The 26288-nt window shown below is 71.5% G+C and carries 27 protein-coding genes and 1 pseudogene; 13 read left to right on the top strand and 15 right to left on the bottom strand.

Going from position 1 to position 26288, the window contains the following annotated elements; all coding sequences use genetic code 11:
- From ACI2L1_RS42395 to ACI2L1_RS42385, 3 genes are all read right to left on the bottom strand, one after another.
- Nucleotides 1–596: ABC transporter permease (locus ACI2L1_RS42395; RefSeq protein WP_404744821.1), on the bottom strand; the 596-nt coding region annotated here is incomplete at its 3' end.
- The gene (locus tag ACI2L1_RS42390; RefSeq protein WP_404744820.1) at nt 593–1390 is read right to left on the bottom strand and encodes an ABC transporter ATP-binding protein; all 798 of its coding nucleotides are present in this window, start codon (nt 1388–1390) and stop codon (nt 593–595) included. The genes ACI2L1_RS42395 and ACI2L1_RS42390, both read right to left, overlap by 4 nt.
- Nucleotides 1387–1680 carry an SHOCT domain-containing protein gene (locus tag ACI2L1_RS42385; RefSeq protein ID WP_404744819.1) on the bottom strand — a complete coding sequence of 98 codons (294 nt, stop codon included), beginning with the start codon at nt 1678–1680 and terminating at the stop codon, nt 1387–1389. The genes ACI2L1_RS42390 and ACI2L1_RS42385 overlap by 4 nt, the downstream gene beginning before the upstream one ends.
- A 173-nt stretch (nt 1681–1853) precedes the next feature.
- Between ACI2L1_RS42385 and ACI2L1_RS42380 the strand changes: the two genes are divergently transcribed.
- From ACI2L1_RS42380 to ACI2L1_RS42365, 4 genes and pseudogenes are all read left to right on the top strand, one after another.
- Nucleotides 1854–2432 (top strand): TetR/AcrR family transcriptional regulator, encoded by a 579-nt coding sequence (locus ACI2L1_RS42380; RefSeq protein ID WP_404744818.1) that lies wholly within the window; start codon nt 1854–1856, stop codon nt 2430–2432.
- Nucleotides 2433–2446: 14 nt separating this feature from the next.
- Complete coding sequence (locus tag ACI2L1_RS42375; RefSeq protein WP_404744817.1) at nt 2447–2842, top strand: cupin domain-containing protein; 396 nt, start codon at nt 2447–2449, stop codon at nt 2840–2842.
- An 11-nt stretch (nt 2843–2853) separates the two neighbouring features.
- The gene (locus tag ACI2L1_RS42370; protein ID WP_404744816.1) at nt 2854–3438 is read left to right on the top strand and encodes a DUF4865 family protein; all 585 of its coding nucleotides are present in this window, start codon (nt 2854–2856) and stop codon (nt 3436–3438) included.
- A pseudogene (locus ACI2L1_RS42365) lies at nt 3435–4348 on the top strand (phosphotriesterase). The gene ACI2L1_RS42370 and the pseudogene ACI2L1_RS42365 overlap by 4 nt, the downstream one beginning before the upstream one ends.
- 26 nt (nt 4349–4374) lie before the next feature.
- Here ACI2L1_RS42365 and ACI2L1_RS42360 read toward each other — a convergent pair.
- Nucleotides 4375–4902 (bottom strand): SMI1/KNR4 family protein, encoded by a 528-nt coding sequence (locus ACI2L1_RS42360; protein ID WP_404744815.1) that lies wholly within the window; start codon nt 4900–4902, stop codon nt 4375–4377.
- Nucleotides 4903–4937: 35 nt separating this feature from the next.
- Complete coding sequence (locus ACI2L1_RS42355) at nt 4938–6407, bottom strand: ketol-acid reductoisomerase (RefSeq protein ID WP_404744814.1); 1470 nt, start codon at nt 6405–6407, stop codon at nt 4938–4940.
- Between the two features lie 85 nt (nt 6408–6492).
- Between ACI2L1_RS42355 and ilvY the strand changes: the two genes are divergently transcribed.
- Together ilvY and ACI2L1_RS42345 are read left to right on the top strand one after the other, a co-directional pair.
- Nucleotides 6493–7362, top strand: a complete 870-nt coding sequence (gene ilvY, locus ACI2L1_RS42350) for an HTH-type transcriptional activator IlvY (RefSeq protein WP_404744813.1) — start codon at nt 6493–6495, stop codon at nt 7360–7362.
- A gap of 6 nt (nt 7363–7368) precedes the next feature.
- Complete coding sequence (locus tag ACI2L1_RS42345; protein ID WP_404744812.1) at nt 7369–7638, top strand: hypothetical protein; 270 nt, start codon at nt 7369–7371, stop codon at nt 7636–7638.
- A gap of 93 nt (nt 7639–7731) precedes the next feature.
- Here ACI2L1_RS42345 and ACI2L1_RS42340 read toward each other — a convergent pair whose 3' ends face one another.
- The 4 genes from ACI2L1_RS42340 to ACI2L1_RS42325 all read right to left on the bottom strand — a co-directional run bounded on the left by ACI2L1_RS42340 (nt 7732) and on the right by ACI2L1_RS42325 (nt 11060).
- Nucleotides 7732–8181, bottom strand: a complete 450-nt coding sequence (locus ACI2L1_RS42340; RefSeq protein ID WP_404744811.1) for an RpiB/LacA/LacB family sugar-phosphate isomerase — start codon at nt 8179–8181, stop codon at nt 7732–7734.
- 1 nt (nt 8182) lies between these two features.
- Nucleotides 8183–8905, bottom strand: coding sequence for an NUDIX hydrolase (locus ACI2L1_RS42335; RefSeq protein ID WP_404744810.1), 723 nt, complete (start codon nt 8903–8905; stop codon nt 8183–8185).
- The gene (locus ACI2L1_RS42330) at nt 8898–10142 is read right to left on the bottom strand and encodes an ROK family protein (RefSeq protein ID WP_404744809.1); all 1245 of its coding nucleotides are present in this window, start codon (nt 10140–10142) and stop codon (nt 8898–8900) included. The genes ACI2L1_RS42335 and ACI2L1_RS42330 overlap by 8 nt, the downstream gene beginning before the upstream one ends.
- 276 nt (nt 10143–10418) lie before the next feature.
- Nucleotides 10419–11060, bottom strand: a complete 642-nt coding sequence (locus ACI2L1_RS42325; RefSeq protein ID WP_404744808.1) for an alpha-ketoglutarate-dependent dioxygenase AlkB family protein — start codon at nt 11058–11060, stop codon at nt 10419–10421.
- Between the two features lie 68 nt (nt 11061–11128).
- Here ACI2L1_RS42325 and ACI2L1_RS42320 point away from each other — a divergent pair, with 68 nt between their 5' ends.
- A complete protein-coding gene (locus tag ACI2L1_RS42320) occupies nt 11129–12271 on the top strand; it encodes a methyltransferase (RefSeq protein WP_404744807.1) in 1143 nt (380 codons plus the stop codon).
- A complete protein-coding gene (locus ACI2L1_RS42315) occupies nt 12264–13028 on the top strand; it encodes a class I SAM-dependent methyltransferase (RefSeq protein ID WP_404744806.1) in 765 nt (254 codons plus the stop codon). The genes ACI2L1_RS42320 and ACI2L1_RS42315 overlap by 8 nt, the downstream gene beginning before the upstream one ends.
- Here ACI2L1_RS42315 and ACI2L1_RS42310 read toward each other — a convergent pair.
- On the bottom strand, nt 13006–13857 hold the full coding sequence (locus ACI2L1_RS42310) for a class II fructose-bisphosphate aldolase (protein ID WP_404744805.1): 852 nt from the start codon (nt 13855–13857) through the stop codon (nt 13006–13008). The genes ACI2L1_RS42315 and ACI2L1_RS42310 overlap by 23 nt on opposite strands.
- An 8-nt stretch (nt 13858–13865) precedes the next feature.
- Nucleotides 13866–14750 carry an SIS domain-containing protein gene (locus ACI2L1_RS42305; RefSeq protein ID WP_404744804.1) on the bottom strand — a complete coding sequence of 295 codons (885 nt, stop codon included), beginning with the start codon at nt 14748–14750 and terminating at the stop codon, nt 13866–13868.
- Between the two features lie 125 nt (nt 14751–14875).
- Here ACI2L1_RS42305 and ACI2L1_RS42300 point away from each other — a divergent pair, with 125 nt between their 5' ends.
- On the top strand, nt 14876–15655 hold the full coding sequence (locus tag ACI2L1_RS42300) for a DeoR/GlpR family DNA-binding transcription regulator (RefSeq protein WP_404744803.1): 780 nt from the start codon (nt 14876–14878) through the stop codon (nt 15653–15655).
- 70 nt (nt 15656–15725) lie between these two features.
- Nucleotides 15726–17546, top strand: a complete 1821-nt coding sequence (locus tag ACI2L1_RS42295; protein WP_404744802.1) for a glycoside hydrolase family 15 protein — start codon at nt 15726–15728, stop codon at nt 17544–17546.
- A 75-nt stretch (nt 17547–17621) separates the two neighbouring features.
- Here the strand turns inward: ACI2L1_RS42295 and ACI2L1_RS42290 are convergent, their stop codons facing one another.
- From ACI2L1_RS42290 to ACI2L1_RS42280, 3 genes are all read right to left on the bottom strand, one after another.
- The gene (locus tag ACI2L1_RS42290; RefSeq protein ID WP_404744801.1) at nt 17622–17927 is read right to left on the bottom strand and encodes a hypothetical protein; all 306 of its coding nucleotides are present in this window, start codon (nt 17925–17927) and stop codon (nt 17622–17624) included.
- A gap of 161 nt (nt 17928–18088) precedes the next feature.
- Nucleotides 18089–19759: a carboxylesterase/lipase family protein gene (locus ACI2L1_RS42285; protein WP_404744800.1), complete on the bottom strand. Its 1671-nt coding sequence runs from the start codon at nt 19757–19759 to the stop codon at nt 18089–18091.
- Nucleotides 19760–19789: 30 nt separating this feature from the next.
- The gene (locus ACI2L1_RS42280) at nt 19790–21358 is read right to left on the bottom strand and encodes a carboxylesterase/lipase family protein (RefSeq protein WP_404744799.1); all 1569 of its coding nucleotides are present in this window, start codon (nt 21356–21358) and stop codon (nt 19790–19792) included.
- Between the two features lie 232 nt (nt 21359–21590).
- On the opposite strand from ACI2L1_RS42280, the gene ACI2L1_RS42275 reads away from it, so the two are divergent.
- A complete protein-coding gene (locus ACI2L1_RS42275; RefSeq protein ID WP_404744798.1) occupies nt 21591–22508 on the top strand; it encodes a PhzF family phenazine biosynthesis protein in 918 nt (305 codons plus the stop codon).
- Between the two features lie 52 nt (nt 22509–22560).
- On the top strand, nt 22561–22878 hold the full coding sequence (locus ACI2L1_RS42270) for an iron chelate uptake ABC transporter family permease subunit (protein ID WP_404744797.1): 318 nt from the start codon (nt 22561–22563) through the stop codon (nt 22876–22878).
- Between the two features lie 3 nt (nt 22879–22881).
- Here the strand turns inward: ACI2L1_RS42270 and ACI2L1_RS42265 are convergent, their stop codons facing one another.
- Complete coding sequence (locus ACI2L1_RS42265) at nt 22882–23826, bottom strand: hypothetical protein (protein WP_404744796.1); 945 nt, start codon at nt 23824–23826, stop codon at nt 22882–22884.
- Nucleotides 23827–23979: 153 nt separating this feature from the next.
- On the opposite strand from ACI2L1_RS42265, the gene ACI2L1_RS42260 reads away from it, so the two are divergent.
- A complete protein-coding gene (locus tag ACI2L1_RS42260; RefSeq protein WP_404744795.1) occupies nt 23980–26223 on the top strand; it encodes a heavy metal translocating P-type ATPase in 2244 nt (747 codons plus the stop codon).
- Nucleotides 26224–26288 lie beyond the last annotated feature (65 nt).

The raw sequence follows: 26288 nt of genomic DNA, 5'->3' as shown, positions 1-26288 counted from the left end.
GTGAAGGTCACCTGGGCCATGCCGTCCTCGCCGCCGAAGGTCGCGAGGCCGACGATCGTCACCTCGACGGGGTCGGGTGTGCGCAGAATCGTCGTGTCGCCGATCTTCAGGTCACCCTGGTCTGCCGTGCCGCGGTTCACGACGACCTCGCCGGACCTCTCCGGGGCACGTCCCTCGGCGAGTCGGTACGGGTTGAGCTTCGGGTCGTCGATCCAGTTGCCGGCGAGGGTGGGCGGCCCCTGACCGCCGATGGGCTTGCCGTCCGCGCCGATCAACTGACCCGCTCCCTGGATGTCGGGGGCGGCCGCCGCGACTCCGGGGACCTGCTCGATCCTGTCGGCCAGGTCGGCGTCGACCGGTTCGCGCACACCCTCGCTCTCCCCCGGCGTGGTGATGGCGTCGGCGCTGCGGACCACGGCGTCGGTGCCGCTGTTCGCGTTTCCGAACATGGTGTCGAAGCTGGCCCGCAGTGTGTCGCCCATGACGAGGGTCCCGGCGAGGAAGGCCACGCCGAGGAACACCGCGAGAAAGGTCCCGGCGAAGCGCCGCTTGTGGGCACGCAGGGAGGACATGCTCAGCCGCACGGAGGCGTTCATGCCGCCCCCTCCGTCCCGGCCTCGGTCCGTGCGGGCATCTCGAAGGCCTTCATGCGGTCCAGGACCTTGTCGGCGGTCGGGGACTCCATACGGTCCACCAGGCGCCCGTCCGCGAGGAAGACGACCTCGTCCGCGTGAGCGGCGGCGACCGGGTCGTGGGTGACCATGACGACCGTGCGGGCGGCCTGGCGCACGGTCCTGCCGAGGAGGCCGAGGACCTCGCCGCCGGAGCGGGAGTCGAGGTTGCCGGTGGGCTCGTCCGCGAAGACGACGTCCGGCCGGCCGGCGAACGCGCGAGCCACGGCGACGCGTTGCTGCTGCCCGCCGGAGAGTTCGGCCGGCCGGTGGTGGAGCCGGTCGCGCAGGCCGACGACATCGATGAGCGCGTCGATCCACTCCGGGTCGCCCTTGCCGCCCGCGAGATCGAGCGGCAGCCGGATGTTCTCCTCGACGGTCAGCGTCGGGACCAGGTTGAAGGCCTGGAACACGAAGCCGACGCGGTCGCGGCGCAGGAGGGTGAGGCGGCGGTCGTCGAGGGCGCCGAGGTCGGTGTCGCCGATGTAGGAGGCGCCCGCGGTGAGCGTGTCGAGACCGGCCGCGCAGTGCATGAGGGTGGACTTGCCGGAGCCCGAGGGCCCCATGATCGCGGTGAAGCGTCCGGCCGGAAAGTCGACGCTCACCCCGTCCAGGGCCCGCACGCTGGTGTCGCCGCTGCCGTACACCTTCACGGCGTCGACCACCCGGGCGGCCGACAGCGTCTTCGCCGCGGCGGTCAGGGCGGTCGTGGCGGTCATGCCGCACCGCCCTTGCCCGCCGTACGGCCGAACTGCTCGTCCAGCACGGACAGCCGGCGCCAGTACTCGTCCTCGTCGATCTCGCCGGAGGCGAAGCGGCGGCCGAGCATGGCGATCGGCGAGTCGCCGGAGGGGCCGTTGTCTGCCATGGCGCGCCACGGTCCGCGGCGGCCGCGCCAGACGGTGCGGCGCAGGACGGTGACGACGCCGAGCACGACGGCCGCCCAGATCAGCGGGAAGAAGAGGATCCACGGCCCGGGGCCGCCGTCCCAGTTCGCGAGGGTCTGCATGTCGGTTCATCTCCCTGGAGTTCCTGAAGGTGTCCGTTCGGTGATGCTTCGAGACTGGCTCCGGGGAGGGGTCCGGGTCGTCGTACGGCCAGCGGCAGTGCGCGTACCTCCCGGGGAGTACGCGGGCCTGTTCCTTGTGCTCCACAGAGACCTCGACGTCTGTAACTACTAGTATGTACAGTGGGTGCATGAGCACCTCGGACCGACTGATCGAGTCCACCCGTGAGCTGCTGTGGGAGCGCGGCTATGTGGGCACCAGCCCCAAGGCCATCCTGGAGCGCGCGGGCGCCGGACAGGGCAGCATGTACCACCACTTCCAGGGCAAGCCTGACCTCGCGCTGGCCGCGATCCGGCGAACCGCCGACGAACTGCGGGCTACCGCGGAGGGAGTACTCGGCGGGCCCGGTACGCCTTACGAACGCATCGAGGCGTATCTGCGGCGCGAGCGGGACGTGTTGCGCGGCTGCCCGATCGGCCGGCTCACGATGGACCCGGACGTCGTCGCCAGCGACGAACTGCGCGCGCCCGTCGACGAGACGATCGACTGGATCCGTGAGCGGATCGCCGGGATCGTCGAAGAGGGCAAGGAACAGGGCCAGTTCGCGTCCTCGCTGGACGGCGAGGAGATCGCGGCGACCGTCCTCGCGACCATCCAGGGCGGCTACGTCCTCGCCCGCGCGTCCGGCTCGCCCGCCGCGTTCGACACAGGCGTGCGGGGTCTTCTCTCACTGCTCAAGCCCCAGACTACATAAGGGAGTTCATCCACGTGCAGATCACCCGACAGCGCCCCGGGACCAGGCAGGGAGCGGCGGAGAACTTCACCGGGACGGTGTGGCTCGACGAGATCGCCGCGCCCCCCTCCCCGTCCCGGCTGCGGATGTTCAACGTCCACTTCGCCCCCGGCGCGCACACCGCGTGGCACCGCCATCCGCACGGCCAGGTGCTGTACGTCACCGAGGGCGAGGGGCTGGTGCAGCGCAGGGGCGGTGCCGTCGAGCCGATCCGCGCGGGCGACACCGTGTGGATCGAGCCGGGCGAGTGGCACTGGCACGGGGCAGGGCCGCGCACCTTCATGACCCATCTCGCGGTGGTGGAGGCCGCGGAGGACGGCACGACCGCCGACTGGGACGCCCATGTCGCCCCCGAGGACTACCCCGCCTGAGGAGGCGCCCGATGCACGCCATGCAGTACGAGCTCACCCTGCCCGCCGACTATGACATGGCCGTCATCCGCGCCCGGGTGGCCCGCATCGGGCATCTCCTGGACGACTGGGAGGGCCTCGGATTCAAGACGTACCTGATGCGCGAGCGCGGCGTGAACGGCTCACCGGTGAACCAGTACGCGCCCTTCTACCTCTGGAACACCGTGGAGGGCATGAACACCTTCCTGTGGAAAGGCGCCTTCCAGGGGCTCAGCAACGACTTCGGGCGGCCCTCGGTGCGGCAGTGGACAGGCCTGTCGTACGAGGAGGGCGGCACCGCCGGTTCGGCTGCCCTGTCGGCCGTCCGGCTGGCTCAACCGGTGTCGGCGGGGGTGGAGTTGGCGGAGGTGATGGCGGACGCGGTGGGTGAGACGGAGCGGCTGGCCGGGGAGGACGGCGCGGTGTTCGCGGCAGCCGCCGTGGACACGGCACGCTGGGAGCTCGTCCACTTCTCGCTCTGGGCGTATGAGACGCCGAAGGCGGACGGTGACGTGTTCGAGGTGCTGCATGTGTCGGCGCCCGGGCGGGAGCGGCTGCCGCGGGGGCGCCAGTGGTGAGGGTGGTCCGGACCGTACTCGGGGACATCCCCGGCGAGCAGCTCGGTGTGTGCGACACGCACGATCACCTGTTCTTCGGCAGCCCCCGGCTGCCGGGTCAGGAGCTGCAGAGCGTCTCCGCCGCGCGGGCCGAGCTGTCGGCGTTCGCCGCGCAGGGCGGTGGCGGTGTCGTGCAGTGGACGCCGTACGGGTTGGGACGGCGGGCCGCCGATCTGCCGGCGCTGTCCCGGGAGACCGGGGTACGGATCGTCGCGGCGACCGGGCTGCACCAGGACATCCACTACGACGACCGGACGCTCGCCGGGCTGCGCGGCAGGCTGGCCGATGTGTTCGTCACCGAACTGACCGCAGGCATCGGCACGTCAGGGGTCCGGGCTGGGCTGATCAAGGTGGCGGGTGGCTTCCACGCGCTTGACGCGCACGCCCGCTGGACGATGGCCGCGGCGGCCGAGGCCCATCAAGCGACGGGGCACCGATCGCCGTCCATCTGGAGCTGGGGACGGGTGCGTTGGACGTACTCGACCTGCTGTGCGGGGAGTTGGGGGTGCCACCGCATCGGGTGATCCTCGGGCATCTCAACCGCTCCCCGGACTTCACGGTGCACCGCCAGGCCGCGGACACCGGCTGCTACCTGGCCTTCGACGGGCCCTCACGGGCGAACCACGCGACGGACTGGCGCATGCCCGACGCCGTACGGGCCCTCGCCGACGCGGGACACGGGGACCGCCTGCTGCTGGGCGGCGACACCACGACCGCGGCCGGCCGTTCCGTGGACGGCGGCTCCGGGATGCCGTATCTGCTGCGCCGGGTACGGCCGCGGCTCGCGGTCGAGCTGGGTGAGGAACTGGTGGGGCGCATCTTCACCGACAACCCCGCTCGGGCCCTGGCCGTGGGGTGGCCGGATCCCTGATCCTCTCTCACAGGCGTACGCAGCGCTCATCGGCAGAGCGCGTCGATGTCCTCGGAGAAGGCCGGGAACTCCGACCGGGCGGCGGTGACGATGTCGCGCGTGGTGCGGCGCGGGGTGGTCGCGTGGCGCTCGGCGAGTTCGGTCAGCGCGGGGTTCGCGCGCGCCTCGTACTGCTCGTACTCCACGACCTCCATCGGGCCCAGGCCGTCGGCCAGCACCCACAGGAAGTCGGACAGGTTCGCCGCCACCACGCCGCGCTCGCCCTCGGAGCCCAGGAACACCACGGGCTGTTCGACCAGCGGCCGCCCCGGCCGGACGCACCACAGGGCGGCGAGGCCTCCGGTGCCGTCCTGTCCGAAGACCCGGTAGGCCTCGCCGCCCAGTTCGTGGTTGCCGGTCCAGTTGCGGAGCCAGTCGGTGGTCTCCTCGGCGGCGTCGAAGGCTTCGTACGGCTCGAAGTCGATGCCCTCGCCGTCGTCGTAGTCGAACTCCACGCGGGCCACATCGGCCAGGGCGCCAGGAAAGGCGCGGTCGGCCTCGGTTGTCTCGATCATGCCCCGCAGGCTAGCCGCCCCCACTGACAACGGCCCTACGCCACCGAGATGTCCACCGAGGGCCGCAGTTTCGCCGCCGCGGCCAGCGCCTCGTGGGCGGGGTGGTTCACAAAAGCCGCCAACAGGTCCTCGTCCGCCGGGCATTCGGCGTCCGGGTAAGCGATCTGCTCGTAAGCGGCCTGGAAGCGCGGGCCCCAGCGGCGGGCGCCGAGGCGGGCCGTGCGGGAGCAGTTGTCGACCATGTGAGCCACATCGCGCGCGTGCATGTAGGGCAGGAGGGAGTCGACGGCCTCGATGACGGACTCGTTGACGATCTCCGACCAGGGATGGCCGCGCTCGGCGAACTCGTCGATCTGGGCGAGCATGGTGGCGACGAACACCCCTGCCGTGAACGGGTCCACGGACAGCTCGCGTTCGCCCCGCCGTGCCCGCACCCGCTCGCCGACGGCCCACATCGGCGAGCCGCCGATCCCGCTCATCGGCCGTGCCCCGAGCCGTCGTTCGGCCAGGATCACACTGCGCAGCTCGGTGCCGTCGGCGACCTCGTCGTAGATCTCCGCGACGATCTCGCGCGCGGGTGCGTACGTGGCCGTGTACGTGCGGTCGAAGACGTCCCGGTCGGACGGTGAGAGGCCCTCGCGGACCGCCCGCAGGCCGGAGTGCGAGATGGTGCGGGCAATCGGCCCGGTGACGTTCTCGCAGGACCTCTCGTAGGCCGTCACCTCGTCGTCCCCGGCCAGGCGGTACCGCGTGTACAGGCTCTCGACGATGCCGTGGACGGCGCCGAGCAGGATGGCGCGCTCGCCGACGATGTCCGAGCGGTACTCGCTCTCCAGCGTGGTGCGGAAGGTGTACGGCGATCCGAGCGCCACCGCCCAGCCGAGCGCGAGGTCGACGGCGCGGCCGTCGGGGTCGGCGTGCACGGCGAAACTGCTGTTGATCCCGGCGCCGTTGACGTCGGCGCCCTGCTGGTAGAGGCGGCGCACCGAGTCGCCCATGCCCTTGGGGCACACCCCGATCACGGCGTGCCCGGCCGGGAACTCGCCGCCGGTCTCGCGGAGATGACCGAGCAGGAAGCCGTGCGAGAGTCCGATCGCGGCGCCGGGCTTGAGCACCCCGAAGATCTCCCGGTGGTGGGCGGCGAGCGCCGCGTCCGCGATCAGCAGGACGACCAGGTCGCTGTCGGCGGCGACCGCGAGCCAGTCGCCGAGCGTGCCGTCCTCCTCGGTGAAGCCGTGGGCGCGCGCGTCGGCGGCCGAGGCGGAGCCGGGGCGCAGGCCCACGGCCACCCTGATGTCGGTGCCGGCGAGGGAGTCCCTCAGGTTGAGCGCCTGGGCGCGGCCCTGCGGGCCCCAGCCGAGCACGCCGATGCGGCGGATTCCGGCGAATGCCTGGGGCAGCAGCGGGAACAGGTGCCGGCCGCCGCGCAGGACGGTCTCGGTGCCATCGGGGACGTCCATGGTTTCGAGGGCGAAGACGCCGGAGGCGTACGTGGTGGAGGTCATGGTGGAGTTGTAGGCTCCGGCAGAGCGTTGCAGCAAGCGCAACTTGTGCATCGCCCTGTTGCGTGAACTGAAAGGCCGAGGTCGCATGGATGATCACCGGGAGCTACGGCTCTTCCTGCACCTCGCCCAGACTCTGAACTTCGGGCGGACGAGCCTCGACTGCCATGTCAGTCCGGCAACGCTGACCAGAACCGTGCAGCGGTTGGAGGCCGAGCTGGGACACCGGCTGTTCGACCGCGGTCCGCGCGGGGTGTCGCTGACGGCGCAGGGCCACCGCTTCCGTGAATACGCGGTCCAGGCCCTGGAGTTGTGGCGTGGCTACCGCGAGGAGCATCCCGACCCGGCCGAACTGACCGGCCGTCTGGCCGTGTTCGCGACGGTGACCGCCTGCCAGGCGCTGCTGCCCGACCTGTTGGTGCCCTTCCGCGCGGCTCATCCGCAGGTACGCCTCGACCTGCGCACCGGTGACGCGGCGGCCGCGCTGGCCCGGCTGGACGAGGGCGAGGTGGACGTGGCCGTCGCCGGGATCCCGGCCAGGCTTCCGGAGGGGCTGGTGAGCCGGACGATCGCGGTGACCGAGCTGGTCCTCGTCACCGCGCGGGAGCGTCCGGACCCGGACCTGGACGGGCCGTTCGTCCTGCCTCACCGTGGCCTGGTCCGTGAGGCGGCCGACCGCTGGTTCCGCGCCCGGGGCACGGTCCCGGACGTGGCCTGCGAGCCCGACGGCCACGAAGGACTGCTGACGCTGGCCGCGCTGGGCTGCGGCACGGGCGTGGTCCCCCGCCTCGTACTGGAACACAGCGCGGTGCGCGAGCGACTGGCGGAGGTGCCCGCCGATCCACGGCCCGAGCAGTTCCCGATCGGTCTGTGCGTACGACGGTCCGATCTGCGCCGACCGCTGGTGGCGGCACTGTGGAGCTTGACGGTCCCCGCGATACCGGCCCGATCGACCTGACACCTGGTGAACCACCCACGCAGGGAGGGCGGCTTCGGGAACCGGGTCGCCGGGCTGGACCCGGATGTCGTCGTCGACCTGGTCTGTTTCACCCCGGGCTCGGCCACCGCGCTGGTCGAGCGGCTGCCTGGCGAGGTCGGGGACCTGGTGCACTGCGGTACTGCATGGCGCTACGGCCCCGCCGACCGGCTGCCGATCTCCGAGACCACGGGCACCCCGCCTTCGAACGAGCGATCGAGCGCCGGGATGCGGCGACCGCGGCGCTGGAGCCGGTGACCTGGGAACAGTTTCGCGGGGCCACGGCACCGGAGCACGCCGAGGCGAGCTGGTGGCCGGCCCGCTCCTCCCCTGACCTGGCGGAACGGCCTGCTAGGGCCGGTCGGTGTCCAGACGGCCCACCCGGGCCACGTTCTCCCGGTCCTCGGCCTCCTGGCTCGCCTCCGCTGTGAACCAGGCGTCGAGGATCTCCTTGAGGAGCGGCGGGGAGGTGAGGCGGAGGCTGAGGGCGAGAACGTTGGCGTCGTTCCAGCGACGGGCGCCGTCCGCCGTGTAGGCGTCCGTGCACAGGGCCGCCCGTACACCAGGGACCTTGTTCGCGGCGATGGAAGCGCCGGTGCCGGTCCAGCAGCACACGACCGCCTGGTCGGCCGTCCCCGCCGCCACCTCTCGGGCCGCGGCCTCCGAGCAGACGGCCCACTGGGGGTCGTCGCCGGGGCTCAGCGCGCCGTGCGGGAGCACGTGGTGGCCGCGGGCAACCAGTTCGTCGACGAGGGTGCGCGCCACCGCTTCGTCCATGTCCGAGGAGACCGAGATCCGCATGTCATGAGCCTACTCGGCGGCCCGTCCACCGGAGGACGGGGTCCAGATAGGCCACGTGCGGACCGGCGAGGTCCGGCAGTTCGGCCGGTGAGCCGATGAGGGTGATCCGGTCGAACTCCGGGTCGCGGCCCCGTGCCGTCTCACCGGCCACGAGTGCTTCGAAACGCTTGTGGAGCAGGGACGCGGGCAGGGGCGGCGCCAGGTAGTGGACACCGACCTGTCCGTCCGCGCCCCGCGTGACCAGACAGCGGGTGAGGGCGGCGGCGGGAGAGTCGACACCCGTCTCCTCAGCCAGTTCCACGGCGGCGTGCCGGCGCAGTGCGGTCTCGTCGAGGGGCTCGGTGCCGGTGGGTGGCTCGACCGAGCCTCCGGGGAACTGCCAGCGGCCGGGCGTCGACGTGGCCGACGACATACGGCCCACCAGCACCCGTCCGTCGTCCGTCGGCTGCACCACGCTCACGAAGAGCGACCGCAGGGCGGCAGCGCCCGGGACGCGGCGCAGGGCGAAGTAGCGGTAGGTGGTACGGGACCAGGAGATGACCAGACCGCCCCCGTCATCATGCGAAAGCCCCGCGCAGACCGCGACCGGACCGTCGAAGAGGGCCGGGTTGGTGCGGACCGCCTCTCCCCATTCACGGTTCATGACCGCCCGCACCTCGGCCGGGAGCACCGGCGGTGCCACCTCGACCAGGCGGAGCCCGACGGCCTCCAGCAGTTCAGTCACGGGTCAGGGCCCCCAGCGGATCGTCGAGAACCGGTTGCCACGCCAACTCGGCCGCCCCGACCAGGCTGTTGTGGTCGAGCGTGCAGGCAAGGATCGGGACACCGCCGCTCTGCCCCCACAGACTGCGCTCGGCGACGACCGCGCGCAGACGCTCCGGATCGGCGTCCAGGAGGGTGCGGTGCAGGCCGCCGAGGATGATGCGGTCCGGGTTGAGGATGTTCACGAGGCCGGCGAGGCCGAGCCCCAGGCGGTCGATCAGCGCCTCGGCGGCCGTACGCACGATGGGGTCGCCGTAGTGGTCGCGGACGAGGTCGTTGGCCTGCTGGAGCAGGGACAGTTCGGGGCCGGGGGCGAGTCCCGCGGCGGTGAGCAGGGCCAGCGGGTCGGCCTCGACGTCCAGGCAGCCGCGGCTGCCGCAGTGACAGGGGCGGCCCTCGGGGTTCACCGTGAGGTGGCCGACTTCGAGGGCGAGGCCCGAACTGCCGGTGTGCAGACGCCCGTCGAGCACCAGCGCACCGCCCACACCCCGGTGTCCGGTCGCCACGCACAGCAGATCCCGGGCGCCGCGGCCTGCGCCGTGCCGGTGTTCGGCGAGCGCGGCGAGGTTGACGTCGTTGCCCGCGAAAGCCGGTCCGGTGATCCCGGCCGCCTGCACGCACTCGTCGAAGATACGGCGGACGGGGGCGCCCGCGGGCCAGGCCAGGTGCAGCGGGTTGAGGGCGAGCCCCTCCGGTTCGGCGACGGCCGACGGTACGGCGAGTCCGGCGCCGACGCAGCGTCGGCCGGTCGTACGGAGCAGATCGGCGCCCGCCTCCACGACGGAGCCGAGGACCTTCGCGGGGTCGGCGTCGACGGTCTCGCAGCCCGGTGCGGTGGCGACGATACGGCCGCCCAGACCGACCAGGGCGGCCCGAAACCCGTCGGCGTGCACCTGGGCGGCCAGCACGACGGGGCCGTCCTCGGCAACCGCGAGGCGGTGCGAGGGCCTGCCCTGCGAACCGGCGGCCGCGGTGGGCCGGACGTCGACGCGGATCAGCCCGAGCGCCTCCAGCTCGGCGGCGACCGCGCCGGCCGTCGCCCGGGTCACCCCGAGTTCGGCGGTGAGCACGGCCCGGGTGGGCGCGCGTCCGGTGTGGTCGAGCCCCAGCGCGGGCCCCAGCGCACCGCGCCCCCGGTCCAGCCGCGCCCTTGAGGTGGTCCCTTCCCCCGCCGGCCGGGGGTCCGCCTTGCCGCTCATGAGGGCGAGTCTCCCATGATCCGTTCTTGATCCGACCTAGGGCCTGTCCGGCGGATCATGCCGGCGTCGCGGGGCCTGGCACGCCCTCCCCCACTGCCCAAAGCGTGGGGGGGACCCCCAGCCGCGTTGTCGTCACTCGCCGACGCTCCGCGTCGCCCGCCGCGGTAGCGGCTGGTGTCCACGCCTCCTCCGCCTTGCAGCTGCACGCACCAGCCCCCGCTCGGCTCGGCCCACCAGCGCGGTTTCTTGCAGCCGGCCTGATCCGCCGGACAGACCCTAGAGCCCGCTGACCCGCAGCGTGATGTTCAGCCGCCCGTTCAGCCCCAACTCGGGCGGCGCGGTGCCCGGATGCACCCGGGGCACTCCGTGGTACGCGAGCCGCGACGGGCCGCCGAACACGAACAGGTCGCCGCTGCGCAGCTCGACGTCCGTGTAGGGCTTGGTGCGGGCCTCGGTGTTGCCGAAGCGGAAGACGCAGGTGTCGCCGAGGCTGAGGGACACCACGGGAGCGTCCGACTTCTCGTCGCTGTCGCGGTGCATGCCCATGCGGGCGTCGCCGTCGTAGAAGTTGACCAGGGCGATGTCGTACGGCGCCGGCCGCGGACCGAGCGTGTCCCGTACCGCTTCCCGGCCCAGCTCGCCCAGCCAGTCGGGGAAGGGCTTCACCGGTGCCCCGTCTCCGTCGGCGACCGTGCGGGCGTAGGCGTACGGGTACCAGTGCCAGCCCAGGCACACCTGCCGTGCGGTCATGGTGCCGCCGCCCGGGGTGCGGACCGTGCGCAGTCCTGCCGGTGGTCGTGCCCACTCCCGGCAGGCCGCCAGCAGCTCGCGCTGCCGTCCGGGGCTCAGCCAGTCCGGTACGTGCACCGCGCCCGGCGCGACCTGAGTGCGGGCCCTCGGGAACAGCTCGGCATCCATGGGTTCCATCCTGCCCGAGGAGGCCTGAGCTGCGGCTCCGCTAGCCTGGACGCACGATGGACGACCGTATGACGACTCCCTGGGGCGAGCTCGCGCTCACCCGCTTTCCCGAGGACCCGCGTGACCGGCTGCGTGCCTGGGACGCCTCCGACGAGTATCTGCTCAGACACCTCGCGGACGAGGGGGTGTCATTGACCGGCACGGTCGTGGTGCTCGGGGACCGCTGGGGAGCGCTGGTCACCACGCTGGCCGCGCACCGGCCGACACAGATCACCGACTCCTTCCTCAGTCAGGAGGCGACCCGGGCCAACCTCGCGCGCGCCGAGGTGGAGGCGGGTGCCGTACGGCTGCTCACCACGCAGGACCCGGCGCCCGGCCGGATCGACGTCCTGCTGGTGCGGGTGCCGAAGAGCCTGGCCCTGCTTGAGGAGCAGCTGCTGCGGCTGGCGCCCGCGGTGCACGAGGGCACGGTCGTCGTCGGCACCGGCATGGTGAAGGAGATCCACACGTCGACGCTCCGGCTGTTCGAGCGGATCCTCGGGCCAACCCGCACCTCGTTGGCCGAGAAGAAGGCGCGGCTGATCTTCTGCACACCGCAGCCGTCGCTCCAACGGCCCGCCAACCCCTGGCCGTACGGCTACACGCTCCCGGACGGGATCGGCGCCGCCTCCGGGCGTACCGTCGTCAACCACGCGGGCGTCTTCTGCGCGGACCGGCTCGACATCGGCACCCGGTTCTTCCTCCAGCACCTCCCGGACAGCCGGGGCACCCGGCGGATCGTGGACCTGGGCTGCGGCAACGGCGTCGTCGGTACGGCGGTGGCGCTGGCCAATCCCGAGGCCGAGGTGCTGTTCGTGGACGAGTCCTTCCAGGCCGTGGCCTCGGCGGAGGGGACGTACAAGGCGAACGGCGGGCCGGGACACGCGGAGTTCCGGGTCGGGGACGGTCTGACCGGGGTCCCGGCGGGCAGCGTCGACATCGTCCTCAACAACCCGCCGTTCCACTCCCACCAGGCGACGACCGACGCGACGGCCTGGCGGATGTTCACGGGAGCACGCCGGGCGCTGCGGCCCGGCGGCGAGCTGTGGGTGGTCGGTAACCGCCATCTCGGGTACCACGTGAAGCTGCGGAAGCTGTTCGGCAACAGCCAACTGGTGGCCAGCGACCCGAAGTTCGTGGTGCTGAAGGCGGTGAAGGAGACGAGTGACTGACTCCTCGGTGCGAGGCTTCTACGATTCGCTGGCTCCGGACTACCACCGGATTTTCGCGGACTGGGACGCGAGCATCGCGCGTCAGGCGGCGGCACTGGGCACCCTCCTGGGGCCGGGTCCGCACCGCGTCCTTGACTGCTCGTGCGGGATCGGGACCCAGGCGATCGGGCTGGCGCTGGCCGGACACCGGGTCGTCGGCAGCGATCTCAGTCCCGTCGCCGCCGCACGGGCCACCGCGGAGGCGTCGGCTCGCGGTGCCCTGCTGCCGACGGCCGCCGCGGACATGCGGCGGCTGCCGTTCGGGGCGTCCGCCTTCGACGTGGTCGTCTGCGCCGACAACTCCATGGCGCATCTGCTGACGGCCCCGGACGTGGCGGCCGCGCTCGCCGGGATGCGGCGGGTGCTGCGGGACGGCGGTCTGCTGCTGCTCACCCTTCGCGACTACGAGGAGCTCCGCCGGACCAGGCCCGGCTCCACGCCTCCGCAGGTCTCCGAGGCCACCGACGGCCGGGTGATCACCTTCCAGTTGTGGCACTGGCACGAGGACGGCGAGCGCTACGACCAGGAGTACTTCCAACTGGTACCCGGCGACGGGGACGAGTGGGCCGTGCGCGTCCGCCGTACGACGTCCTGGGCGCTGACACGCTCGCAGCTGGCGGAGTTCGTGTCGGCGGCCGGTTTCGTCGACGTCCGTTGGCATGAACCCGCTTCCAGCGGGTTCTACCAGCCCGTTCTCACCGCCCGAGCACCTGGATGATCCGCAGGGCCTCCTCGGCCATCGCCTCCCGCCCCACGCTCAGGTATTTCCGCGAGTCCACCGCCTCGGGGTGAGCCGCCAGGAACCGTCTGATCGCGCCGGTCATGGCCACGTTGAGCGCGGTACCGATGTTGACCTTGGCGATGCCGCCCGTGACGGCCGCGGTGAGTTCGTCGTCGCGGACCCCGGAAGAGCCGTGCAGGACGAGGGGCACGTCGAGGGTGGACGCGAGGCGTTCGAGGAGGCCGTGATCGAGGATGGCGGTGCGTTCGGTCATCGCGTGGGCGCTGCCGACGGCCACGGCGAGGGCGTCCACGCCGGATTCGGCGACGAAGGCGCGGGCCTCGACGGGGTCGGTGCGGGCGCCGGGGGCATGGGCGTCCAGCGGGGGCTCGCCGTTCTTGCCGCCTACCTCGCCCAACTCGGCCTCGATCCACAGTCCTTGGGAGTGCGCCCAGTCGGCGGCCGCTTTCGTGGCGCCGAGGTTCTCGGAGTAGGGCAGGCGTGCCGCGTCGTACATCACGGAGCTGAAGCCGGCGTCGGCCGCCTGCCGAAGCAGGTCGTCGCTCTGGACGTGGTCGAGGTGCAACGCCACGGGTACGGCGGCACGTTCGGCCGCGGTGACGGCGGCGCGGGCGAGCGGGAGGAGGCTGCCGTAGCGGAACTTGACGGCGTTCTCGCTGACTTGGAGGACGACGGGCGCGTGCAGGGACTCGGCGCCGGCGATGACGGCCTCGACATGTTCCAGCGTGATGATGTTGAAGGCGGCGACGGCGGAGCGGTTGGCGGCGGCGCGGGTGACGAGCTCGCCGGTGGGGACCAGGGGCACGACGTCTCCTAAGGGCGGGCGAGGATCACCGAGCGGGTGAGGTGGCGCGGCTGGTCCGGGTCGAGGCCGCGAGCAGCGGCTACGGCGACCGCGAGGCGCTGCGCCCGGACCAGTTCGGCGAGGGGGTCGAGGGTGCCAGGCACCCACAGCCCGCCGGTCTCCCGGACCTGTTCGGCCAGACCTTCGGGAGCCTCGCCGAGCATCCAGGTGGCGGTGCCGTGGGTGGTGATGCTGATGGGACCGTGCCGGTACTCCATCGCCGGGTAGGCCTCGGTCCAGGCGAGGGATGCCTCGCGCATCTTCAGTCCGGCCTCGTTGGCCAGCCCCACCGTCCAGCCCCGGCCGAGGAAGGTGAACTGCGTGCACTCGACGAGTCCTTCGGGCAACGGAGTCACGAGCGCGGTGCGGGCATCGGTGACGACCTGGTCGGTGTGCAGGCCCAGGTGTGCGCGCAGCAGGGTGAGGGCGGTGGTCGCGAACCTCGTCTGGACGACCGACCGTTCGTCGGCGAAGTCGAGGACGACCACATCGTCGGCGGCAGCCATGACGGGTGTGCGGGGGTCGGCGGTGAGGGCGGTCGTGCGGGTGCGATCCTTCAACTGCCCCAGCAGACTCAGGACTTCGGTCGTCGTGCCGGAGCGGGTGAGGGCGACGACCCGGTCGTACGAGCGGCCGTACGGGAACTCCGACGCGGTGAAGGCATCCGTCTCGCCCTGCCCCGCGCCCTCACGCAGGGCCGCCGCCGACTGCGCCATGAAGTACGACGTGCCGCACCCGACGATCGCGACCCGCTCCCCGGCCGCCGGAAGCGCGCCGGAGTGGCGGGCGGCCTCCGTCGCCACCCGGGTCCAGCACTCCGGCTGGCTGGTCAGCTCGTCCTCGACATGGGTCATGCCGTACCCCTCCGACGCTTTGCTTGTTCTTGCAAGATACAGCGCACTTTCGAGCACAATCAAGCATTCGCGCGCAGGAGGGGTGCGCTAAGGTCGCCGGGAGGTGGAAGGAATGGAGGGTGCGGATGTCTCGCGACGCCCGTTGGAAGGCGCTGCTGGAGCTGCTCGTCGAGCGGGGCCGGCTGGACGTCGAGGAGGCGGCCGTCGAGCTGGAGGTGTCGGCCGCGACGATCCGCCGTGACCTCGACCAGCTGGCGGAGCAGCAGATGCTGGTGCGCACCCGGGGCGGCGCGGTCGTGCACGGAGTGTCGTACGAGCTGCCGCTGCGCTACAAGACGGCCCGCCACGCCTCCGAGAAGCAGCGCATCGCCAAGGCGGTCGGGGAGCTGATCGCACCCGGGGAGGCCGTGGGGCTGACCGGTGGCACGACCACGACCGAGGTGGCCCGCGCGCTGGCCGTGCGCGGGGACCTCTCCAGCGGCTCCCCCGCGCTGACGATCGTCACCAACGCGCTCAATATCGCCAATGAGCTGGCCGTACGCCCCCAGTTCAAGATCGTGCTGACCGGCGGGGTCGCGCGCCCGCAGTCGTACGAGCTCATCGGGCCGCTCGCGGACGGTGTGCTGAGTCAGATCACTCTTGATGTGGCGGTGCTCGGTGTCGTGGCCCTGGACGTGACGCATGGTGCCGCGGCTCATGACGAGGCGGAGGCCGCGATCAACCGGCTGCTGTGCGAGCGTGCCGAGCGGGTGGTGGTGGCCGCGGACTCCAGCAAGCTGGGGCAGCGGGCGTTCGCCCGGATCTGCGGGGCCGAGAAGATCGACACGCTGGTCACGGACTCGGCGGCGGCGCCGGAGGCCGTACGGCGGTTCGAGGAGGCGGGAGTGCGGGTTCTCACGGCCTGACGACGGTCAAGGTGCCGTTCCCAGGACACCCGCGGCCGATCCTGCCTAGGCTGATCCGCAGGAGGCTGCGATGAGCGGATCACCTGGCAACGACACCGGCTATCTGCCGATCGCCGAGCACGGTCTGATCGGCGACCTGCGCAGTGTGGCGCTGGTCGGGACCGACGGCACCATCGACTGGTACTGCTGTCCGTCCTTCGACGCGCCCAGCGTCTTCGCGTCGATCCTGGACGCGAAGCGCGGGGGCCGCTTCGAGCTGGCGGCGGCCGTGCCGGCGCGGACCAAGCAGTTCTACTTCCCCGACACCAACGTCCTGATCACCCGGTTCTACACCGAGGACGGCGTGGGCGAGGTCCAGGACTTCATGCCGGTCGACGGGGACACGGTGGAGACCGAGCGGCACCGGCTGATCCGGCGGGTGCTGTGCGTGCGCGGCTCGATCCCGTTCCGTACGCGGATCGCTCCGCGCTTCGACTACGGCGCTCAGCCGCACACCCTCCGCATGGTCGGGGACGTCGCGGTCTTCGAGTCCCCCAAGCTGTCGCTGGGGCTGACGGCGACCGTGGCGCTGGAGACCGAAGGCCCGGACGTACGGGCCGACTTCAAGCTCTCCGAGGGCGAGTCGGCGGTGTTCGCGCTGGACCAGGTCGGCGGTGAGGTGACCCCGCGCCGGTGTGCGCGCACCGAGGCCGAGGAGCAGTTCAACAGCACGGTCGCCTACTGGCGGCACTGGCTGTCCGCCTCCAAGTACCGCGGCCGCTGGCGGGAGATGGTCCACCGCTCCGCCCTCACCCTGAAGCTCCTCACCTACGCGCCCACCGGCGCCATCGTGGCCGCCCCGACCACGAGCATCCCGGAGCAGCTCGGCGGCGAGCGCAACTGGGACTACCGGTACGTGTGGGTGCGGGACGCCGCCTTCTGCGTGTACGCGCTGCTGCGGCTCGGCTTCACCGGTGAGGCCGAGGCGTTCATGGACTTCCTGATCCGGCACGTCAGTCCGGACAGCCACGGCCCCTCGGGACCGCTCCAGATCATGTACGGCATCGACGGCCGCACCGATCTGACGGAGCGTGAACTCACGTACCTGGAAGGGCATCAGGGCTCGGCGCCGGTCCGGGTCGGCAATGGCGCCGCCGACCAGCTCCAACTCGACATCTACGGCGCCCTGATCGACTCGATCTACCTCTACGACAAGTGGGCCAAGCCGATCTCCAGCGGCCAGTGGGACGACGTGTGCACGCTGGTGGAGTGGGTGTGCGCGCACTGGGACCAGCCCGACGAGGGGATCTGGGAGACCCGCGGCGGCCGTAAGAACTTCCTGTACTCACGGCTGATGTGCTGGGTGGCGATCGAGCGGGCGATCCGCATGGCCAACCGGCGCGGACTGCCCGCCGATCTCAACCGCTGGCGGGAGTGCCGCGACGCGATCTATCGGCGGATCATGAAGCATGGCTGGTCGGAGACCCGGCAGGCGTTCGTCCAGCACGAGGACGGCGATGTGCTCGACGCGGCCGTGCTGATGATGCCGCTGACGAAGTTCATCGCGCCGACCGACCCGAAGTGGCTCTCCACACTGGACGCGTTGACCGAGGAGCTGGTGTCCGACTCCCTGGTCTACCGCTACGACCCGATGGCCAGCCCCGACGGACTGCGCGGCGACGAGGGCACGTTCTCGATCTGCTCCTTCTGGTACGTCGAGGCCATGGTGCACGCCGGACGGATCGACGAGGCACGCCTCGCCTTCGAGAAGATGCTCACCTACGCCAACCATCTGGGCCTGTACGCCGAGGAGATCAGCAACACCGGCAGGCAACAGGGCAACTTCCCGCAGGCGTTCACCCATCTCGCCCTGATCAGCGCGGCTTTCAACCTGGACCGGGCCCTCGGCTGACAGCGGCGAGGACCCGGCCCTGGCGTGGGTCAGGACACCCCCTCCCAGAACCCGCACCGGTGGCGGTCCGCCATGTCATGGACGATCCGTGAGCCACCGGTGTCGAAGGCGACCTGGCGGGGCGTGTCCGCGTCGTACCGGGGCGCCTGACGGCAGCCCGCGGGGAGCGAGGGCTCCGGTCTTCGCGAACCGGGCCCAGTAGGCGATCATCTCGCCCGACAGACCGCGCTGCCGTGCGGTGAGCGGCTTCGCGCTGTTGGAGCCCCACAGGCAGGGCAGTTCCGCGGAGTGCTGCGTCGCGAGCGAGAAGGCTGCGGGGACCAACTCGTAGGGGCGCAGCGGGGCCGTCTCGTCGCGGAACTCGTAGGTGTACGTCAGCACGTCGCGGTGAGATCGGCCGCCATGTCCAGCTGGACACAGGCCCGGGGGCCGTCCGTGCGGACCTGGGCGAGGGCCGCGCGCCGGGCGACTCGTAGGCGGAGAGCGGGTAGCGAGCCAGGACCTTGTCGGCCTGGTCGCCGTAGGGCGTGGAGCGGGTCTCCTCACAGCACGCTCCGCCAGAAGTCGAGGTTGTGTTCCTCGTCGAAGGTGTCGGTGGCCTTGGAGCAGGGCGCCGGGGCCTTGCCGCTCGCCGGCGCGGTGTCACAGGCCACCAGCGACATGAACTTGTCCGTTCTGTCGCTGTACTTGGGCCAGGCGGGCGTACGGCTGCCGTTGGGGTCGCCGCGCTCGGCGAACCGGCCCCAGAACGTGATCATCTGGTGGGACAGTTCCAGCTGGTCGTCGTCGTACGGCAGGGTCTGGCCGAGGTAGTCCCAGAGGTAGCCGAGGTCGTCGACGTGGATGGCGCCGCCGAAGGGGAAGTCACGGGCGGCCTGGCTCTGCTGCTGGATCAGGTGGATGGACGTGAAGTGCGGGGTGTCGCTCTCGGCGAACTCGTAGGCATAGGTGGGCACCCACTTGGACAGCGTGCTGATCAGCTGCTGACGGGTGTAGGAGGTGGAGCCGTTCTGGGCGGCGGTGAAGGCCTCGCCCGGGGTCCTGTAGGCGCTGAGCGGGTATTCGGCGAGCACCTTGTCGGCGGCGGCACCGTAGGCGGAGCGGACGGCCGTCTCGTAGCCCGCGGCCGTCATCGGCGTACCCAGGTAGTCGTAGTTCTGGAAGGTGAACAGGCCGCGCTCGCTGTTGGTCTGGCCGATCATCACCGGGACCCGGTTGAAGGTGCCGCTCTGGACGGCGGTTCCGGGGTTGACCGGGAAGGCGGAGCCGCCGAGGGACAGCGAGACGCCCGACTTCTTCTGTGCGGCGAGCAGGTCCGCGGCGGACTTGGCGCGCAGACAGGCGACGACGTCCGAGGCCGAGTCGCAGCCGACGGTCTTCACGAACGTCGCGCTCTGCGCCTGGCCGGAGGCCGCCGGCTGGATGTTGCAGCCGCCGCTGATGATGCCCGCGCGGGTGAACAGGCCCTTGGCGGTGGGTGAGGCGAGGTGGTCGCAGACCGAGCCGGCGCCGGCGGACTGACCGGCGATGGTGACGTTCTTCGGGTCGCCGCCGAAGCGGTCGATGTTGGAGTGCACCCAGCGCAGGGCCGCCTGCTGGTCGAGGAGGCCGTAGTTGCCCGGGCCGTCCTTGTTCTCGGTCTGGAGCTGGGGAAGGTTGAGCGTGCCGAGCACGCCCAGGCGGTAGTTGATGGTGACGACGACCGCGCCGGTCTGCTCGACGAACTTGCGCGGGTTGGTGTCCTGGCCGGCGCCGCCGGTGAAGCCGCCGCCGTGGATCCACACCAGGACCGGGGTCTTGGCCTTGGCGCCGTCCGGGACGTACACGTTGAGAGCGAGGCAGTCCTCGGAGGTGATGGTCTTCTCGTAGCCGGGGTCCCAACCGCTGTTCTGGGCGCACCGGTCGCTGAACTCGGTGGCGTCGCGGACTCCGGACCAGCGGCCGGCCGGCTGCGGCGGCTTCCACCGGTTGGCGCCGGAGGCGTCGGCGGCGTACGGGATGCCGAGCCATTCGTCGTAGTCGGTCTGGTGGGCGCCGCGGACCTTGCCGTTCGTGGTCTGTACGACGGTGGAGGTCGGGCGGGAGTACTGCGAGGCGGTCGCGCCGCCGGACTGTGTTGCCTGGGCGACGACCGGGGTGATGCCGAGGCCGAGGAGGCTCACGGCGGCCAGGGTGGCGCGGGCTCTGCCGCGCATGGCGGTGATCACTGTCATTGCTCCCTGCTCTCTACGAGTGCGGGTGGGTCAGACGAGCCAGAAGTCGCAGTGGTGTTCGTCGGCGAAGGTGGTGATGACCTCGCTGGCTCCGGCGGTGCGCAGTTGCATGACCCGCTGTCCGGGGTCGAACGTCGGCCAGGCCGGGGCACCTTGGGCACTCGGGACGCCGTCGTGGGCGAACGCGCCCCAGTAGCGCATCATCTGGTCGGACAGGCGCTGCTGTGCCGCAGTGAGAGGCTTCTCCCCGAGGGTGAAGTCGAAGAGGTAGGCGAGTTCCGCGCTGTGTGCGTTCGACATGTCCTCGCCGGGGATGCGGAAGCCGTAGAGGGTCGGTGAGGTCGGGTCGTCGAACTCGTAGCGGTAGACGGGCGTTTGGGCCGAGAGGACCTGGGCGGTCTGCTGCACGGGGCAGGCCCGCTGGGAATCCGTCTGGACCTGGGTGATGGCGTCGTAGGGGCTCTTGAACCTGCTCAGCGGGTACAACTCCAGCACCTGCTCGGCCCGTTCGCCGTATGTCTGGCGGACCAGGTCCTCGTAGCCCTGTGCGGTGATGCCGGCGAGGGCGGTGGAGGTGAGACGGTTCTCGGAACGCGTGGTGCCCGTCATCAGCGGGACGGCGTTCCAACTGCCGTCGTCGAAGGCCTGCTTGGGAGACCTCGGCAGGAGGGTGCCGCCCACTTTGGAACCGCCGCGGTAGTCGGCCTGGTGGGAGATGAGCGTGCCGGGCCAGGCCTTGCGCAGACAGGCCACGACGGTCGCCGCGTCTGTACAGCCGACGGCCCGGGCGAAGCCGACGCCGCTCTCCTCCCCTGCGGACAGGGTGGTGCGGTCGGCCAGGCAGGTGGAGCTCTGCGCGATGGCCTTGTCGAACAGGCCCCGGGCCGAGGGCATGGCCAGCATGTCGCAGACGGCCGAACCGCCCGCCGACTGGCCGTAGACGGTCACGTTGCCCGGGTCGCCGCCGAAGCGGGTGATGTTGTTCTGGACCCACTTGAGGGAGGCCAGCTGGTCCATGCGCCCGAAGTTGCCCGAACCGCCGGGCGTGACCGCGCTGAGCGCCGGGTGGGCGAGGAAACCGAGGGCGCCCAGCCGGTAGTTGACGGAGATGACGAGGGTGCCGGTCTTCGCGGCCATGGTGCCGCCGCCGTAGATGACGCCCGTGCCCTGGGTGTGGCCGCCGCCGTGGAACCACACCATCACGGGGAGCTTGGCCCTGGCGGACGTCCGGGCGGGCCGGTAGACGTCGAGATAGAGGCAGTCCTCGCTGACGGGCTGTTCCTCGCGGATGCCGGTGGGTTCGAACTGGAGACAGGCGGGCGACTGCCGGTCGGCCTCGCGGACGCCTGCCCAGGACGCCGGGGCGGCCGGTGGAGCGAACCTCAACTCCCGTACGGGAGGGGCCGCGTAGGGCAGGCCGAGGAAGCGGTCGGCGCCCTTCTCGGTGGTGCCACGGACCGAGCCGCTGTCGGTCCGGACCACCGGAGCCGAGGTGCCCGCGGTATCGCCTGTGCCGTGTGCGGCGGTGAGCGCCAGGGCGGGGACGAGAGCCGCCGTCACCAGTGCGGTCGCTAACTGCTTGAACGCGCGTCTCTTCACTCGTGCCTCCCGGTAGAGGGCCGCCAGAGCATGGAAAGGCCTGGTCAGCGTGTGACCAAAGCAGTCTCATGAGCGGTGTGGGACGGGCTCGATGCCTTGAGAACGTAACCTCGCGACAAAACTGTGAGCAAGATGTGCGACGCAATTGTTTACAACACTGGGACGGCACCTCCACGTCCGCGTCCCACCGGGATCCGGAATAGCCGGGGCTCTCCCCCGTGTTCCGGCGAGCATGACGACGAACGCACAGCGGCCCGAGGTTCTGCGCTACACCGCCTTCTCCAGCGACCCCGAGGGCGGAAACCCCGCCGGTGTCGTCCTGGACGCGGCCGCCCTGGACGACAGCGACATGCTGGCCATCGCCGCCGAGCTCGGATACTCCGAGTCCGCGTTCCTGACCGCACCGCCGGAGGGCCTCGACGGCCCGGCGGGACGGGCGTTCCGCATCCGTTATTTCAGCCCGAAGGCCGAGGTGCCGTTCTGCGGCCACGCCACCGTCGCCACCGCCGTCGCGCTGGCCGAGCGGATCGGCCCCGGCGAGTTGGTGTTCGCTACCCGCGCCGGGACCGTGCCGGTGGAGGTGTCCGAGGAGGGCGGGACCGTGCGGGCCACGCTCACCAGCGTCGAGCCGCACGTCGAGGAGATCGGGGACGCGGACCTCACGGAGGCGCTCGCCGCGCTCGACTGGCCGGCCTTCGATCTGGACCCCGCCTTTCCGCCCCGCATCGCGTTCGCCGGTGCCCGTCATCTCGTCCTCGCGGCGGCGACGCGTGCACGGCTCGCGGATCTGGCGTACGACTTCGCGCGCCTCGAAGCCCTGATGCACCGACTGGACCTGACCACCGTCCAGTTGGTGTGGCGGGAGTCGGCCACCGTCTTCCACGTCCGTGACCCGTTCCCCGTCGGCGGTGTCGTCGAGGACCCGGCGACCGGTGCCGCGGCCGCCGCGTTCGGCGCGTACGCCCGCGAACTCGGTCTGGTCCCCGAGGACGCCGTCCTCACCCTGCGCCAGGGCGAGGACCTGGGTCGACCGGGCGAGCTCACCGTGACACTGCGCGCCGTTGACCCGCGCGTCCGGGTCAGCGGTGCCGGGGCTCGCATCAACCAGGGCGTCGGCAGGGCCGGTTCAGCGGGGCTCCGCCGGTCTTGACGCCCCTCCGCTCCCTCCCGGTCAACCACGGACAACCACCCGCACCCTGACCGTGGTCGGCGGACTGTTCCTCCTGCGCCGAATCCTGGCCGACATCGCGGCGAGTGCCGAACCTGGCGTCGTGGGCGCGCTGACCCAGGCGCTCACCCTTTGGCCGCCGGCCGATCCCGGGCCGCTCGGCCTCGACCCGGGGGCCGCCACCGGGGTGGTGCCGTCCGTCGCCGTGTTCGGCGTCACCAGCGCCCGGGCCTCGGTGTGGCTCGCCATGGCGGAGACCGCTCAGCTGCCGGTCGGAGGGCTGACCGCGGTGCTCGGCGGACTGCATCTGGGGCTTCTGCTACGGCGACAGCGGCGGGTGTGCCGGATCTGAGCGTCAGTGGCCGTGGTCGCCGGAGGACTCATGAGCGGCCTCATCGGGAGCCTCCGCCACGGCCGTCGTCTCTCCCGCCCGGACCGTGAAGGCGGCGGTGTGCACCCTGCCCTCGTGCTTGAAGTCGAGGAAGAGCCGGTAGGTGCCGCTGCTGGGCGCCGTGGCCGTGAACGAGATGTCCGGGCCGGGCTCGGTCGTGCCGTCGCCGGGCTCGCCGCCCGGGTGGACGTGGAGGTAGGCGAGGTCGCCGGAGCGCAGGGCCACCAGGTGGCCGTAGGCGCCGAGGTAGGGCTGGAGGTCGGTGACGGGCTCGCCGTCTCGGGAGACCGTGAGCTTCAGCTCGCGGGCCGCGCCGGGGCGCAGAGCCCCGCCCAGCCTGACCTCGTAGCCGTCGGTCGTGGCGGTGGTGTGCGGCGCGGGCGGCTTCCGCGGGGTGTAGCTGCCCGACACGGCCAGATCCGCGCCGAGGGTGAGATTCGCGGCGTTCTTCTGCTCGGGGGTGAAGTCGGCGAAGACCCTGTAGTCGCCTGCGCGGGGCAGTGACACGGGGATGCTCCAGGTTCCGTCGGCGGCCCGGGTGGGGTGCAGATGGCGGTAGGTGTTCAGGTCTCGCGAGGCCACGATCAGGTGGAGTTCCTTGTCGTGCTCCCGGCGGTAGGCGGTGACCGCCCGACCGTCGCCGTCCCGGACGGCGAAGCGCAGCTCGGCGATGCGGCCGGCCGCGAGGCGGGGTGTTCGCAGGTCCAGGGTGTAGCCGCTCTCGGAGACCTGGAGTCCGCCGGCCGGGGGCGACTCCTGCCCTGGGGCGCTGTCGTCCGCGTGTGCGTCATGGCGTGCGGTCGTCTTCTCCTCGGCCACGGGACCGACGCCCTGGCCCACGCCGTAGGCGGTGCCGAACGTCGCGGCCAGTGCGGCGGCGAACGCGGTGATCTTCAGGCCTGCGTGCATGCTCGACACCTCCGGGATGGGTTCTCCATACACCTCACCATACCCCTAGGGGGTATCAAGTCAACCGACCGCGCGGCTTGCTTCGTATACCTACCCGGGGTATACAGAAGACGTGACCCACCATACCCCCACCCGGTACCACGAGGAGTGGCGATGACGACCACCGCAGCAGCCGAGACCGAGCTCGCCATCGGCGGCATGACCTGTGCCTCGTGCGCGGCACGCGTCGAGAAGAAGCTCAACCGGATGGACGGGGTCACCGCGACCGTCAACTACGCCACCGAGAAGGCCAAGGTCACGCACGATGCCGGCGTCTCGGTCCAGGACCTGATAGCGACCGTCGAGAAGACCGGGTACTCGGCCCGGGAACCGGCGCCCCCGGAGCCTGCCGCCCCCGGCGAGGAGGAGCCCGGCGAACTGCGGTCCCTGCGCGAGCGGTTGGTGACCGCCGTGGTGCTCGCGGTCCCGGTCGCCGCGATGGCGATGATCCCCGCGCTGCAGTTCGAGTACTGGCAGTGGCTTTCGCTGACGCTGGCCGCGCCCGTGGTGACGTATGCCGGCTGGCCCTTCCACAAGGCGGCGTTCACCAACGCCCGGCACGGCGCGGCCACCATGGACACCCTGATCTCGGTCGGTACGACGGCCGCCTTCGGCTGGTCGCTGTGGGCACTGTTCTTCGGGACCGCGGGCACTCCGGGCATGAAGCACCCCTTCGAGCTGACCATCGCCCGCGGTGACGGCACCGGGAACCTCTATCTGGAGGCCGCGGCCGGTGTCACCGCGTTCATCCTGGCAGGGCGGTACTTCGAGGCCCGTTCCAAGCGCAAGGCGGGAGCCGCCCTGAAGGCGCTGCTGGAGCTGGGCGCGAAGAACGTCACCGTGCTGCAAGCCGACGGCCGCGAACAGACCGTCCCTGTCTCGGAGTTGAAGGCCGGCGACCGCTTCCTGGTCCGCCCCGGCGAGAAGATCGCCACCGACGGGACCGTCGTCGAGGGCTCCTCCGCCGTGGACGCCTCGATGCTCACCGGTGAGTCCGTGCCGGTGGAGGTCGCCCCCGGTGACGCCGTCACCGGCGCCACCCTCAACACGGGCGGACGACTCGTGGTCGAGGCGACCCGGGTCGGCGCGGACACCCAACTCGCCAGGATGGCCAGGCTGGTCGAGGACGCTCAGAACGGCAAGGCGGCCGCCCAGCGGCTCGCGGACCGGATATCCGCGGTGTTCGTGCCGGTCGTCATCGCCCTCTCGCTCGGCACCCTCGGCTTCTGGCTCGGCAACGGCGCCGGTGCGGCCGCCGCTTTCACCGCCGCCGTCGCAGTGCTGATCATCGCCTGCCCGTGCGCCCTGGGCCTCGCCACACCGACCGCACTGCTGGTCGGGACCGGGCGCGGCGCCCAGCTCGGCATCCTCATCAAGGGCCCTGAGGTCCTGGAGTCCACGCGCAAGGTCGACACCGTCGTCCTGGACAAGACCGGCACCGTCACCACCGGCCGGATGACCCTGCTGGCCGTGCATGCGGCCTACGGCACCGACGAGGCCGAAGTCCTGCGGCTGGCGGGCGCTCTGGAACACGCGTCGGAGCACCCGGTCGCCCGCGCGGTGGCCGACGGGGCGATGGAGAAGCTGGGGCCCCTCCCCGCACCGGAGGAGTTCGCGAACGTGCCGGGGCTCGGCGTGCTGGGCGTCGTCGACTCCCACGCCGTCCTCGTCGGGCGCGAGCGGCTGCTGAGTGACTGGGCGATCGGGTTGCCGGAAGAGCTTCAGCTCATGAGGGCCGCGGCGGAGTCGGCAGGCCGTACGGTGATCGCGGTCGCATGGGACGGGGAGGCACGCGCGGTGCTCGAGGTCGCCGACGCGGTCAAGGACACCAGCCGGGAGGCGATCGCCCGGCTGCGCGGCCTCGGGCTCACGCCGATCCTGCTCACCGGCGACAACCGGGCCGTGGCCGAGTCCGTCGCCCGCGAGGTCGGAATCGCCGCCGACGACGTGATCGCCGAGGTGCTGCCGCAGGACAAGGTCGACGTCGTCAAGCGGCTTCAGGCGGAGGGTCGTTCGGTCGCGATGGTCGGCGACGGTGTCAACGACGCGGCCGCGCTGGCCCAGGCCGACCTGGGACTCGCCATGGGCACCGGCACGGACGCGGCGATCGAGGCCGGCGACCTGACCCTCGTCCGCGGCGACCTGCGGGCGGCGGCGGACGCCATCCGGCTCGCCCGCCGCACCCTGGCAACCATCCGGTCCAACCTCTTCTGGGCCTTCGCCTACAACGTGGCCGCCCTGCCGCCGGCGGCGGCCGGACTGCTCAACCCGATGCTGGCCGGGGCGGCGATGGCGTTCTCGTCGGTGTTCGTGGTGACGAACAGTCTGCGACTGCGCTCCTTCACAGCGTCCACATAGCTTCACCAAGTCCCCATAAGCCGCACAACACCCATACGGCAGAGCCTCGATCTTCAAATCGAGGC

Source organism: Streptomyces sp. NPDC019531 (genome assembly GCF_044903305.1).
Classification (GTDB): Bacteria; Actinomycetota; Actinomycetes; order Streptomycetales; family Streptomycetaceae; genus Streptomyces.
This window is presented reverse-complemented; position numbering and strand designations above follow the sequence as displayed.